The 12,702-nt window shown below is 72.3% G+C and carries 13 protein-coding genes; 6 read left to right on the top strand and 7 right to left on the bottom strand.

What is annotated here, in order from left to right; genetic code table 11:
* Positions 1-42: 42 nt before the first annotated feature.
* From ACIQUT_RS29170 to ACIQUT_RS29155, 4 genes are all read left to right on the top strand, one after another.
* A complete protein-coding gene (locus ACIQUT_RS29170; RefSeq protein WP_403567074.1) occupies positions 43-486 on the top strand; it encodes a nuclear transport factor 2 family protein in 444 nt (147 codons plus the stop codon).
* A gap of 130 nt (positions 487-616) precedes the next feature.
* Entirely contained in the window at positions 617-976 is a 360-nt protein-coding gene (gene folB / locus ACIQUT_RS29165) for a dihydroneopterin aldolase (protein WP_150209025.1), read from the top strand.
* Entirely contained in the window at positions 973-1,581 is a 609-nt protein-coding gene (gene folK / locus ACIQUT_RS29160; protein ID WP_403567073.1) for a 2-amino-4-hydroxy-6-hydroxymethyldihydropteridine diphosphokinase, read from the top strand. Before folB ends, folK begins: the two co-directional genes overlap by 4 nt.
* Before the next feature lie 67 nt (positions 1,582-1,648).
* Positions 1,649-2,134, top strand: coding sequence for a DUF3180 domain-containing protein (locus ACIQUT_RS29155; protein ID WP_403567071.1), 486 nt, complete (start codon positions 1,649-1,651; stop codon positions 2,132-2,134).
* 22 nt (positions 2,135-2,156) lie between these two features.
* Here ACIQUT_RS29155 and ACIQUT_RS29150 read toward each other — a convergent pair whose 3' ends face one another.
* The 7 genes from ACIQUT_RS29150 to dacB form a co-directional block, all read right to left on the bottom strand.
* Entirely contained in the window at positions 2,157-2,540 is a 384-nt protein-coding gene (locus ACIQUT_RS29150; RefSeq protein WP_403567070.1) for a hypothetical protein, read from the bottom strand.
* A gap of 1 nt (position 2,541) precedes the next feature.
* Positions 2,542-3,147, bottom strand: coding sequence for a GTP cyclohydrolase I FolE (gene folE / locus ACIQUT_RS29145; RefSeq protein ID WP_385423776.1), 606 nt, complete (start codon positions 3,145-3,147; stop codon positions 2,542-2,544).
* A gap of 109 nt (positions 3,148-3,256) precedes the next feature.
* Positions 3,257-5,278 carry an ATP-dependent zinc metalloprotease FtsH gene (gene ftsH, locus ACIQUT_RS29140; RefSeq protein WP_403567068.1) on the bottom strand — a complete coding sequence of 674 codons (2,022 nt, stop codon included), beginning with the start codon at positions 5,276-5,278 and terminating at the stop codon, positions 3,257-3,259.
* Between the two features lie 211 nt (positions 5,279-5,489).
* Positions 5,490-6,050, bottom strand: a complete 561-nt coding sequence (gene hpt, locus ACIQUT_RS29135) for a hypoxanthine phosphoribosyltransferase (protein WP_403567066.1) — start codon at positions 6,048-6,050, stop codon at positions 5,490-5,492.
* A 63-nt stretch (positions 6,051-6,113) separates the two neighbouring features.
* The gene (gene tilS, locus ACIQUT_RS29130; RefSeq protein WP_403567064.1) at positions 6,114-7,160 is read right to left on the bottom strand and encodes a tRNA lysidine(34) synthetase TilS; all 1,047 of its coding nucleotides are present in this window, start codon (positions 7,158-7,160) and stop codon (positions 6,114-6,116) included.
* Positions 7,161-7,358: 198 nt separating this feature from the next.
* Positions 7,359-8,504, bottom strand: coding sequence for a zinc-dependent metalloprotease (locus ACIQUT_RS29125; RefSeq protein WP_403567062.1), 1,146 nt, complete (start codon positions 8,502-8,504; stop codon positions 7,359-7,361).
* A 73-nt stretch (positions 8,505-8,577) separates the two neighbouring features.
* The gene (gene dacB, locus ACIQUT_RS29120) at positions 8,578-10,023 is read right to left on the bottom strand and encodes a D-alanyl-D-alanine carboxypeptidase/D-alanyl-D-alanine-endopeptidase (RefSeq protein ID WP_403567060.1); all 1,446 of its coding nucleotides are present in this window, start codon (positions 10,021-10,023) and stop codon (positions 8,578-8,580) included.
* Between the two features lie 174 nt (positions 10,024-10,197).
* On the opposite strand from dacB, the gene ACIQUT_RS29115 reads away from it, so the two are divergent.
* Both ACIQUT_RS29115 and ACIQUT_RS29110 read left to right on the top strand, forming a co-directional pair.
* A complete protein-coding gene (locus ACIQUT_RS29115) occupies positions 10,198-10,689 on the top strand; it encodes an inorganic diphosphatase (protein ID WP_179173985.1) in 492 nt (163 codons plus the stop codon).
* Positions 10,690-10,933: 244 nt separating this feature from the next.
* Positions 10,934-12,601 (top strand): threonine/serine exporter family protein, encoded by a 1,668-nt coding sequence (locus ACIQUT_RS29110; protein ID WP_403567058.1) that lies wholly within the window; start codon positions 10,934-10,936, stop codon positions 12,599-12,601.
* The last annotated feature ends 101 nt before the right edge of the window (positions 12,602-12,702 follow it).

Below are 12,702 nucleotides of genomic sequence, written 5' to 3'. Positions count from 1 at the left end.
CCGGCCCGCACCCGGGGCCCGTACTGCCAGGAGAGGGGCACGGTGAGCCGTACCGACATCGAAGCCGTCGAGCAGGTCAACACGGCCTTCTACGAGGCCATGGAGCGGGGTGACTTCGACGCCATGTCGGCGCTCTGGCTGGAGGACGAGGTGTCCTGCGTCCACCCGGGCTGGCCGGTGCTCAGCGGCCGCGGCGAGGTGCTCCGCTCGTACGCGCTGATCATGTCCCACACCGAGTACATCCAGTTCTTCCTGACCGACACCAAGGTCGCCGTCATCGCCGACACGGCCCTGGTCACCTGCACCGAGAACATCCTCAGCGGAGGGCCCGCCGGGGACGGCGGAGAGCTCGGACCGCTCGTCGGCCAGCTCGTCGTCGCCACAAATGTGTTCCGACGCACATCCGAGGGCTGGCGCCTCTGGTCCCACCACGGTTCTCCGGTCCTGACGGAGTCCGACGAGGACGAGGAAGAGGCCTCCGGCTGACCCCTCCGGCGGGTACCGGCCCCTTTCGCAGGTAGATTCGAAGACGGACGACGCCGACCGCACTCGGCGCAGGCCCATGGATCCGGGGAGTCCCGGACCGCATGCACCTACGAAAGCAGGAGTGATTCGCGTGGATCGTGTCGCGCTGCGCGGCCTCAAGGCTCGCGGGCACCACGGCGTCTTCCCCCGGGAACGCGAAGAAGGCCAGACCTTCATCGTCGACCTGGTTCTGCACATCGACACGCGCCCGGCTGCGGCGGACGACGACTTGGCGAAGACCGTCCACTACGGGGTCGTCGCCGAGGAAGTCGTCGACGTCGTCCAGGGCGAGCCCGTCGACCTGATCGAGACCCTGGCCGAGCGCATCGCCCAGCAGTGCCTCAAGCACGAAGCGGTGGCCCAAGTGGAGGTCGTCGTCCACAAGCCGGACGCGCCCATCACCGTCCCCTTCGACGACGTGACCATCACGATCACCCGGAGCCGCGCGTGAACAACGGACTGAACGCCCAGAGCGACCCCACCGTCCAGCCGGTGCCCGCCTCCGTCGTCGAGGCGGTCGACGCGGCCGACGTCACCCTGTCCAACCCCAAATGGGCCGTGATCGCCCTCGGCGGCAACCTCGGCAACCGGATGGAGACCCTGCAGGGCGCGATCGACGCCCTCGGCGACACCCCGGGCGTCCGGGTCAAGGCCGTCTCCCCCGTCTACGAGACCGAGCCGTGGGGCGTCGAGCCCGGCTCCCAGCCGTCGTACCTGAACGCGGTGGTCCGCGTGCGGACCACCCTGCCCCCGTCCAGCCTGCTGGAGCGCGGCCACGCCATCGAAGAGGCCTTCGACCGCGTCCGCGAGGAGCGGTGGGGCCCCCGCACCATCGACGTGGACATCATCGCGTACGCCGAGGTGGTCTCCGACGACCCCGTCCTCACCCTCCCGCACCCCCGCGCCCACGAGCGGGCCTTCGTCCTCGCCCCCTGGCACGACGTCGACCCCGAGGCGCGGATCCCCGGCCACGGCCCCGTCGCCGACCTGCTCGCCGGGATCGGCCTGGCCGGCGTCACCCGCCGCCCCGACCTGGAACTGCACCTCCCCGAGTAGACGTCGATAGCCTGTGGTCTGCCGACGGACGGCTGAGGCAGAGGCGCAGAGAGCGGGGAACAGGCACGTGAAGCAACTGAGGCCAGCGGTCCTGGCGGGCATCTTCGTGGTGGCCGGGGTGCTGTCCTGGGCGGGTGCCCGCCTGTGGAACGCGTACGGGACCCTGCCGGGCGTCCCGCTGGCCGCCCCGATCGTGCTGGGCGCCATCGCGGTCGTGCTGCTGGCGACGGCCCTGTCGCTGCGCTCCCGCCTCAAGGCCCAGCGCGAGCGGCAGCCCGACGCGAAGGGCGTGGAGCCGCTGATGGCGGCCCGGGCCCTGGTCTTCGGCCAGGCCAGCGCCCTCGTCGCGGCTCTCGTCGCGGGCATGTACGGCGGCGTGGGCGTCTTCCTCCTGGCCGACGGCCTGGAGGTGCCGGCCCGCCGCGATCAAGCCTGGTACGCGGCGTTCTCGGTGCTGGCGGGTGCGGCGGTCATCGCCGCGGCCCTCTTCCTGGAGCGCGTCCTGAAGCTTCCCGAGGACGACGACACCCCACAGGGCTCGGCCCGGGCCTGACCCGGACCCGGCCGGGGCCGTCTCAGGGGTGGCGGGGTCCCAGCCACTCCCAGAGCCCGCGGTCTCCGGGCCCCCGGCCCTCCCAGTCGCAGAACTGCAGGTCCGCGAGGAGACCGCCGGAGGCGAGGAGCATCGCCTCGCCGTCGTAGCCGCCCCCGGCATCGAACAGTGGCGCGCCCGCCACCGCGTCCATGGTCTCCTCCAACGGCACGGCCGCCACCGCCCCCGTGTCCACCCTCAGGTACACGCACGGGCAGGCGCAGCCGCTCCCGCGCATCTCGGCGTGCGGGATCTGCGCCCGCAGGCCGCGGTGGACGTCCGAGTCACCGTCGAGCAGCAGCTCCAGGGTGCGCCGGACGTCCTCGCTCAGCGGCTCCCAGCCGTCGGACGGGGACCCGTCGGCCATGTCAGCGGGCCATTATCAGGCTCATCGCCTCGTTGCGGGTGGCGATGTCGCGGAGCTGGCCGCGGACCGCCGAGGTCGTGGTCTTCGCGCCCGGCTTGCGGATGCCGCGGACCGACATGCACATGTGCTCGGCCTCGACGACGACGATCGCGCCGCGCGCCTCCAGGATCTCCATCAGGGAGTCCGCGATCTGCGTGGTGAGCCGCTCCTGGACCTGCGGACGGCGGGCGTAGACCTCGACGAGGCGCGCCAGCTTGGACAGCCCGGTGATCTTCCCGCTCTCGGCGGGGATGTACCCGACGTGGGCCACGCCGTGGAAGGGAAGCAGGTGGTGCTCACACAGGCTCACGATCTCGATGTCCTTGACGAGCACCATCTCGTCGTGCCCGAGGTCGAACGTCGTCGTCAGGACGTCCTCGGGCTTCTGCCACAGGCCCGCGAGGATCTCCCGGTACGCCCGGGCCACGCGGGCCGGCGTCTCCAGGAGCCCCTCGCGGTCCGGGTCCTCGCCGACCGCGATGAGGAGCTCTCGGACGGCGGCCTCGGCCCGCTTCTCGTCGAACACGCCGATCGTGCCCTCGCCGGCCAGGGTCACTGGGTCGGTCATCTGTGCCTCGTTCCTGTCTTCGATCACACGGGCATACGAAAATGCCGCGCCCCCAGGCTAGAACCTGGGAGGCGCGGCATCCATTCCGGGCCGGGCTGCGGACCGGCGGTTACTCGGCGCGGTCCTCGGTGACCGGGTCCTTCTCCACCGACACGACCGGGGTGGCCGCCGCGGCGCCGTTGGCCGCGTTCGTCAGCTGGAGCTCCTTGGGCGAGAGCACCGGCGGGCGGGTCGACGGGGTGCGGTGGGCCGAGCCGGTCCACGCCGGGCGGGCCGGGCGCTTGACGACCGTCGAGAAGATCTCGGCGATCTCCTCCTTGCCCAGGGTCTCCTTCTCCAGGAGGGCCAGGACCAGGTTGTCGAGGACGTCGCGGTTCTCGACCAGGATCTCCCAGGCCTCGTTGTGCGCGGTCTCGATGAGCTTCTTGACCTCTTCGTCGACCAGCGCCGCGACCTCTTCCGAGTAGTCGCGCTGGTGCGCCATCTCGCGGCCCAGGAACGGCTCGGTGTTGTCGCCGCCGAACTTGATCGCGCCGAGGCGCTCGGTCATGCCGTACTGGGTGACCATCGCGCGGGCCGTGGTGGTGGCCTTCTCGATGTCGTTCGCGGCGCCCGTGGTCGGGTCGTGGAAGACCAGCTCCTCGGCCGCGCGGCCGCCCAGCATGTAGGCCAGCTGGTCGAGCATCTCGTTGCGCGTGGTCGAGTACTTGTCCTCGTCCGGCAGGACCATCGTGTAGCCCAGGGCGCGGCCGCGGGACAGGATCGTGATCTTGTGGACCGGGTCGGAGTTCGGGGAGGCCGCCGCGACCAGGGCGTGTCCGCCCTCGTGGTACGCGGTGATCTTCTTCTCCTTGTCCGACATGATCCGGGTCCGCTTCTGCGGGCCCGCCACGACGCGGTCGATCGCCTCGTCCAGCATGTGGTTGTCGATCAGCTTCTTGTCCGAGCGGGCCGTGAGCAGCGCGGCCTCGTTCAGCACGTTGGACAGATCGGCACCGGTGAAGCCGGGGGTGCGGCGGGCGACGGCCGACAGGTCGACGTCCGGGGCGACCGGCTTGCCCTTCTGGTGGACCTTGAGGATCTCCAGACGGCCCTGCATGTCCGGGCGGTCGACGGCGATCTGCCGGTCGAAGCGGCCCGGGCGCAGCAGCGCCGGGTCGAGGATGTCGGGCCGGTTGGTGGCGGCGATCAGGATGACGCCGCCCTTGACGTCGAAGCCGTCCATCTCGACGAGCAGCTGGTTGAGGGTCTGCTCGCGCTCGTCGTGGCCGCCGCCGAGGCCCGCACCGCGGTGCCGGCCGACGGCGTCGATCTCGTCGACGAAGACGATCGCCGGGGCGTTGGCCTTGGCCTGCTCGAACAGGTCGCGGACGCGCGAGGCGCCGACACCGACGAACATCTCGACGAAGTCGGAGCCGGAGATCGAGTAGAACGGCACGCCGGCCTCGCCGGCGACGGCGCGCGCCAGCAGGGTCTTGCCGGTGCCGGGCGGGCCGTAGAGCAGGACGCCCTTGGGGATCTTCGCTCCGACGGCCTGGAACTTCGCCGGCTCCTGGAGGAACTCCTTGATCTCGTGGAGCTCCTCGACGGCCTCGTCCGAGCCCGCGACGTCGGCGAACGTCGTCTTCGGGGTGTCCTTGGTGATGAGCTTGGCCTTGGACTTGCCGAAGTTCATGACCCGGGAGCCGCCGCCCTGCATCTGGTTCATCAGGAACAGGAAGACGACGACGATCAGGACGAAGGGCAGCAGGGAGAGCAGCACGCTGAGGAACGGGCTGGTCTTGTCCGGGCTGACAGAGTAGCCGTCGGGGATCTGGCCGGCCTCGTACTTGGCCTGGAGGCTCTGGGCGAGCTGCACGCCCTGGTCTCCGATGTAGTTGGCCTGGAACTTGCTGCCAGAGCTACCTTCGAGCTTCTCGTCCTTCTTCAGGTCGATCTTGATCATCTGGCTGTCGCCGGTGGTCAGGCGCGCCTGCTCCACCTGGCCACTGTTGATCGCCTTGATGACCTCGCTGGTGTCCACCGACTTGTAGCCGCCGCCTGAGCTGACGACATTCATCAACACGACCACGGCGAGGACGGCCAGCACGATCCACATGACTGGCCCACGGAAGTATCGCTTCACGTCCATCCATACGGGACGCCAGGCGCCCCGTCCCTCCTGCCCGTAGGTAAATGCTGCTGTGAATAAAGACTGTTCTTCGGAATGTACCCCTGAATTGTCACCCGCGGTCCCGTGGGACGGCTGACAGTCCTGTCCTTCCCCTGCTCCAACGCCTGGGATCGTTCCGGGGTTCCCCCGCGGGGACCCCGGCCGGGGCCCCCGCGGGACAGGGTGTGCGTCAGCCGCCGTAGACGTGCGGGGCGAGCGTGCCGACGAACGGCAGGTTGCGGTACTTCTCCGCGTAGTCGAGGCCGTAGCCCACGACGAACTCGTTCGGGATGTCGAAGCCGACCCACTTCACGTCGATGGCGACCTTCGCGGCATCGGGCTTGCGCAGGAGCGTGACGACGTCCAGGGAGGCCGGCTGGCGGGAGCCCAGGTTAGACAGCAGCCAGGACAGCGTCAGGCCCGAGTCGATGATGTCCTCGACGATCAGGACGTGCTTGTCCTTGATGTCGGTGTCCAGGTCCTTCAGGATCCGCACCACGCCCGAGGACTGGGTCCCGGCGCCGTAGGACGACACCGCCATCCAGTCCATGGTGAGCGGGGTGGACAAGGCGCGCGCCAGGTCCGCCATCACCATCACGGCGCCCTTGAGGACGCCGACGATGAGCAGGTCCTTGCCCGCGTACTCCGCGTCGATCTTCGCGGCCAGCTCGGCCAGCTTCGCGTCGATCTCTTCCTTGGTGATGAGCACCGACGCCAGGTCGCTGCCCATGTCCTTCTCGTCCACCCGCATCACTTTCGTTGTCGGCCGGGACTCCGGGAGGGCCCGGAGGACTCAGCCGTGTTTCGGCACCAATCAGCCCTGCCGGATGACAAGTCTGCCACCCTGCCGCTGGGCCTCCACCCGACCGGGCAGGTTGATGGCGCCCTGGCCCCGCCATCCGGTGATGAGCCGGTCGACTTCCTCGATGTGGCGGGCGAAGAGGGAGCCCGCGGGCGACCCGGCGGCGACCACGGCCCTGCGCAGCACGCGGCGGCGGACGGCCGGGGGCAGGGCGTACAGCTTGGCGCACTCCAGGCGGCCGTCCGCGTCGCGTACGCCGGCCTCGGCCTCGGCGGCCCAGGCGTCCAGGGCGTCCGCGTCGTCGCGGGACAGCCGGGCGGTCCGGGCCAGGGCCTCGACGACGCCCTTGCCCAGCGCCTTTTCGAGGGCGGGCAGTCCCTCGTGGCGGAGCCGGGAGCGGGTGTAGGCGGGGTCGATGTTGTGCGGGTCGTCCCAGACGGCGAGCGACTGGACCATGCAGGCCTTGCGGGCGGTCTGGCGGTCCACCTGGAGGAAGGGGCGGCGGTAGCGGTGGGTGCGCCCGGCGCCGCCGGGGCCTCCGGAGACCTCGGGCATCCCGGACAGGGAGCGGATGCCGGAGCCGCGGGCGAGGCCCAGCAGGACGGTTTCGGCTTGATCGTCCCGGGTGTGGCCGAGCAGCACGGCCACGGCTCCGAGCCGGTCGGCGGCCTCGTCCAGGGCGGCATAGCGGGCGTCGCGGGCGGCGGCCTCGGGGCCGCCCTCCCGGCCGACGCGCACGGCGACGGACTCGACCGGGTCGAGGCGCAGCGCGGCCATGCGGGTGACGACCTCGGCGGCGCGCAGGTCGGAGCCCGGCTGGAGGCCGTGGTCGACGGTGATGCCGCCGGCCCGGATCCCGAGCTTGGGCGCCTCGAAGGCGAGCGCGGAGGCGAGTGCCATGGAGTCGGCGCCGCCGGAGCAGGCGACGAGTACGAGCGGCGTGCCGTCCGCCGCGGCGGGGCGGTCGGCGGCGGGACGTTCGGTGAGGTCGGTCAGGACATCGTGGAGCACGCGGCGGACCGCCAGGCGTATCGCCGCGACCGCAGGATGGGGACCCATGTCCGGTTCCCTTCGGGAGGAGTTCGGATGCCTCGGGGGCCGGTGCCCGGCCCCCGCGAGATGGCGGTTGTCACTCAGAGTGCGTCGATGGTGACAGAGCCGAGCCGTTCCCTGAGCATCGCACGCCCTTCCACGCCCCACGGTCCCTCGGACGGGTGACGCTTCTTCCCCCATCGAGACATGTTTACGCCCCGCGCGTCACTCTCCTTTGCTCGGTTCGCTCCCCTTGCGGTGCACGCGCGCCACCCAGTCCGCGGGCCGGGCGATCTCGGCCTTGGTCGGCAGGGTGTTCGGGGAGGTCCACACCCGGTTGAAGCCGTCCATGCCGACCTGCTCGACGACGGCGCGGACGAACCGCTCGCCGTCGCGGTACTGGCGCAGCTTGGCGTCGAGGCCGAGCAGCTTGCGCAGGGCGGCGTCGAGGCGTCCGGCGCCGCTGGCGCGGCGCTGCTGGAACTTCTCCCGGATCTCGGCGACCGAGGGCACCACCTCGGGGCCGACGCCGTCCATGACGAAGTCGGCGTGGCCTTCGAGCAGGGACATGACGGCGGTGAGCCGGCCGAGGACCTCGCGCTGCTCGGGGGTCTGGACGAGCTCGACGAGGGAGCGGCCCTCGTCGCCGCGCTCGGCCTCGGGGCGGGCGCCGGCGAAGGACTGGGCGGCCTCGCGCAGGCGCTCCAGGATGGCCGCGGGCTCCATCTCGGTGGCGCCGAGGAAGGTCTGGATCTCGCCCTCCAGGTGGTCGCGTAGCCACGGGACGGCGGTGAACTGCGTGCGGTGCGTCTCCTCGTGGAGGCAGACCCACAGCCGGAAGTCGTGCGGGTGCACGTCCAGCTCGCGCTCGACGTGGACGATGTTGGGGGCGACGAGCAGGAGCCGGCCGCCGCCCGTGCGGCCGCCCGGCAGGTCCCGCCCGGCGGGGGCGAAGGTCTCGTACTGGCCGAGGACGCGGGAGGCCAGGAAGCTCAGCAGCATGCCCAGCTCGACGCCGGTGACCTTGCCGCCGACGGCGCCGAGGACGGCGCCGCCGGGCGTGCCGGCCCGGCGGTCCTGCATCTTGCCGAGCAGGGGGGCGAGGAGCTCGCGGAACCCGGCCACGTTGGCCCGGACCCAGCCGGCCCGGTCGACGACGAGGACGGGGGTGTCGGGGACGTCGGCACCGTCACCGATCATCCGGGTGAACGTGCGGACGTGGCGCTCGGAGGTCCTGGCATGCCTGCGCAGTTCCGCCACCACGGCCCGGGCCTCGTCGCGGCTGACCTCCGGACCCGGCCGGACCAGCCGGACCGCGGTCGAGACCGCGAGGTTCCAGTCGACCATCTCGGCACCACCGATGCTCGTCATGCGTCAACGGTACGTGGACCGGCCCCTTTGCGGATCCCCTGCGGATCCACCGGGTGGGCCCGGCGCGGCCCGGCTACCGCTGCGCGGCGGCGGCCACGGCGGCGGCGAGCTTGTCGAGGCCCTTCTCCGCGGCCGGGCCGTCGGCGGCGTCCGCGGTGAGGAAGGCGAAGGCGAGCAGCCGCCCGGAGCCGTCGACGACGGTGCCGGACAGGGAGTTCACGCCGGTCAGGGTGCCCGTCTTGGCCCGTACGAGGCCGGCGGCCGGGGAGGTGCCGGCGTTGCGGGCGCGCAGGGTCCCGGTGAAGCCGGCGACGGGGAGCCCGGTGAGGACCGGCCGCAGCTCCGGGTGCCGCGGGTCGGCGGCGCGGGCCAGGAGCCCGGTGAGCAGGCCGCTGCTGACCTTGTCGGCGCGGTTCAGCCCGCTGCCGTCGGCGAAGCGGGAGCCGGCGGTGTCGAGGCCCAGGGCGGCGAGGCGGGCGGCGACGGCCTTCTCGGCGCCCTCGAAGCTCGCGGGCTGTCCGGAGGCGAGGGCGGTCTGCCGGGCGAGGGCCTCGGCGATGTCGTTGTCGCTGTTGGTCAGCATCCGCTCGACCAGGCCGGCGACGGGCGTGGACAGGGTGGCGGCGAGGGGCTGGGCGCCGGCGGCGGCCTTGGCCTTCCCGGGTTCGCCGGTGACCGTGACGCCGCGCTCCTTGAGCAGGGCGGCGAAGGAGCGGGCGGCCTCCCGGGCGGGGTCCTCGACCCGGTCGACGGGCCCGGAGACGGACTCGTCGGGGCGGCCCTCGTCGGCGGCCAGCGGGGTCACGAGGGCGATGTTGGGGTTGGCGCCGATCGGGTGGCGGGCGGGGCCGGTGTAGAGGGTGTCGTCGTAGCCGAGGGCCACCGAGTCGGTGCCGGCGGCCTTGAGGGCCTGGGCGGTGTCGGCGGCGAGGGCGACGAGGCTGCCGCCGGATCCGGCGGGGCTCTTCTTGCGGGCGGTGAGCGAGGGGTCCCCGCCGCCGACCAGCACGATCTGCCCGGGTCCGGCGCCGGGGGCGACGGTGGTGCGGATGCGGTGCTCGGGGCCGAGGGCGGCCAGCGCCGCCGCCGCGGTGACGATCTTGACGGTGGAGGCCGGGGTCATCGGCTCGCGCGCCCCGGACTCGAAGAGGACCCGGCCGGTGCCGACGTCGACGACCGAGGCGGTGCGGGCGGGGCCGAGCGCCGGGTCGGCGAGGAGCGGCCGCAGCGCGTCGGCGAGGCGGGTGTCGCCGGCCGCGGCGGTGCCGGCGCCGTTCCCGGCCCCGATGGCGCCGCCGGGGCCGATGCCCGCGAGCACGCCGGGGGCGTTGGGCGCGGCGGGCGCCGGGGGCTCGGCGTGATCTGCGCCACCCAGCAGGCTCCAGGAGGCGGCCCTGTCCCGCTCGGCCTTACGCTGGCCGGAGTCCCAAGGACCGGCAGCGGCCACCGCTGCCACCGACAGGGCCAGACCGGCGACGGTCGACCCCGCGATGAGCTGCCACGTCTTGACCAAGGGCACCTCGGACCAGCCCCTTTCGCGATCACCGATATGCGTGAGGGACACTTAATCACTGCGTCTTGCCGCGAGCATGGCACCCCACCCGGCTGGGGGCACTCCCAGCGGTAGCCGGGGGGCTGGGCAGCCGGACGCGCTATCACTCGAGCAACGAAGCTGATCATGGAGGAGCAGGACGTGGAGTTCGACGTCACCATCGAGATCCCCAAGGGTTCGCGGAACAAGTACGAGGTGGACCACGAGACCGGCCGGATCCGTCTGGACCGTCGCCTGTTCACCTCCACCAGCTACCCGACGGACTACGGCTTCGTCGAGAACACCCTCGGCGAGGACGGCGACCCGCTGGACGCGCTGGTCATCCTGGACGAGCCGACCTTCCCGGGCTGCCTGATCAAGTGCCGCGCCATCGGCATGTTCCGCATGACGGACGAGGCCGGCGGCGACGACAAGCTGCTGTGCGTGCCGGCGTCCGACCCGCGCGTGGAGCACCTGCGGGACATCCACCACATCTCCGAGTTCGACCGCCTGGAGATCCAGCACTTCTTCGAGGTCTACAAGGACCTGGAGCCGGGCAAGTCGGTCGAGGGCGCCAACTGGGTCGGCCGCGCCGAGGCCGAGGCCGAGATCGAGCGCTCCTACAAGCGTCTGCAGGAGCAGGGCGGCCACTGAGCCCTCGACGGCCACCGCACCGGACCCCGGTAACCGTCACCGGACCCCGGTAACCGTCACCGGGCCCGGTGACGGCCACCGGATCCCGGTGGCGGCCGGCTGGCTCCCGTGACACCGCGGGCGGCACCCCCTTTCACAGGGGGTGCCGCCCGCTGCCGTTTCCCTGCGCGCAGCCCACTGGTTTCGCCGTGGATGAAACCGTTCCGCATACTGATACCCGGGCTGGCCGGGGACGGGAGGACGCGTGGCGGAGGCCGAGGGACCCGAGGGCGCGGAGGACCGGAAACCGGCCTCCGACGAGGCGCACAGCGCCTTCTCCCCGCCGCCCGGGACGGAGCCGGAGTTCACCGGGGACGAGCAGCCGACCTCGGAGTTCACCGTGCCGGAGGGGCTGCCCCTGCCGCAGGGGGAGCCCGCCGAGGCCGAGGGGTCCGCGTTCGCGCCCCCGTCCACGTACAGCGCGCAGCACCCCCCGACGACGTACGTCCCCGGGGCCGGCGGGTTCCCCGTGTCCTGGATGACGGAGTCGCCCTGGCAGGACCGGATGCGCACCATGCTGCGCATGCCGGTCGACGTGCGGCCCGTCCCCGAACCGGTGCAGAAGCCGGCCGAGACGGGGCCCGCCGTGGGCCGGGTGCTCGACCTGACCCTGCGCATCGGGGAGCTGATGCTGGCGGGCGGCGAGGGCGCCGAGGACGTGGAGGCCGCGATGTTCGCGGTGGCCCGCAGCTACGGGCTGGACCGCTGCGAGCCGACGGTCACCTTCACCATGCTGTCGATCACCCACCACCCGTCGCTCGTCGGCAACCCGGTGTCGGCGAACCGGACGGTGCGCCGCCGCGGCACCGACTACACGCGGCTGGCGGCGGTCTACCGGCTGGTGGCGGACATCAGCACGCCCGAGGTCGACGTCTCGCTGGAGGAGGCCTACCGGCGGCTCGCCGTGATCCGGCGCAACCGGCACCCGTACCCGACGTGGGTCCTCACGGCCGCCGCCGGGCTGCTCGCCGGCGCCGCCTCCATCCTGGTCGGCGGCGGTGTGATCGTCTTCTTCGCAGCCGCGATCGGGGCCATGCTCGGCGACCGGCTGGCCTGGCTGTGCGCCGGGCGCGGGCTGCCGGAGTTCTACCAGTTCGTGGTCGCGGCGATGCCGCCCGCCGCGTTCGGGGTGGCGCTCAAGCTCCTGGAGATCGAGGACATCCAGGCCTCGGCCGTGATCACCGGCGGACTGTTCGCGCTGCTGCCCGGGCGGCCCCTGGTCGCGGCCGTGCAGGACGGCCTGACGGGCTTCTACATCACCGCCTCGGCCCGCCTGTTGGAGGTCATGTACCTCTTCATCGGCATCATCATGGGCGTACTGGTCGTGCTGTACCTGGGGCTTCAGCTGGGCGCCGCACCCCGGCCGGAGGAGGTCCTCCAGATCACGCAGCGGCCGCTGATCCAGATCGCGGCGTCGATGGTGCTGGTGTTCACGTTCGCGATCCTGCTCCAGCAGGAACGTTCCACCGTGTGGATCGTGACGCTGAACGGCGGCGTCGCCTGGGCCACCTTCGGGGCCCTGCACTACGCGGGCGGGATCCCGCCCGTGCCCTCCACGGCCGTCGCCGCCGGGCTCGTCGGCCTGTTCGGCCAGCTCTTCTCCCGCTACCGCTCCGCCTCCGCCCTGCCGTACGTGACCGCCGCCATCGGCCCGCTGCTGCCCGGCTCCGCGACGTACTACGGGCTGCTGCTCATCGCCGAGAACCAGCTCAACAAGGGCCTCGGCTCGCTGACCAACGCCGCGGCCATCGCGCTCGCCATCGCGATCGGGGTCAACCTCGGAGCGGAGACCTCGCGGCTGTTCATGCGGATCCCGCAGGCCGCGAGCGCCGCCCGCCGCCGCGCCGCGGCGAAGCGGACCCGCGGCTTCTGACATCAGCCGCCGTACGCCCCCGGGCCCGCCCCTACGCCCCCGGCCGGGGGCGTAGGGCGCCGCCTGCGGGCCTCCGGAACACGACTGCGCCCCGGCGGGAC

This window comes from Streptomyces sp. NPDC090445 (assembly GCF_044769385.1).
Taxonomy (GTDB): Bacteria; Actinomycetota; Actinomycetes; order Streptomycetales; family Streptomycetaceae; genus Streptomyces.
The sequence above is the reverse complement of the archived record's forward strand: the minus strand, read 5'-3'. Positions and strand labels throughout refer to the sequence as shown.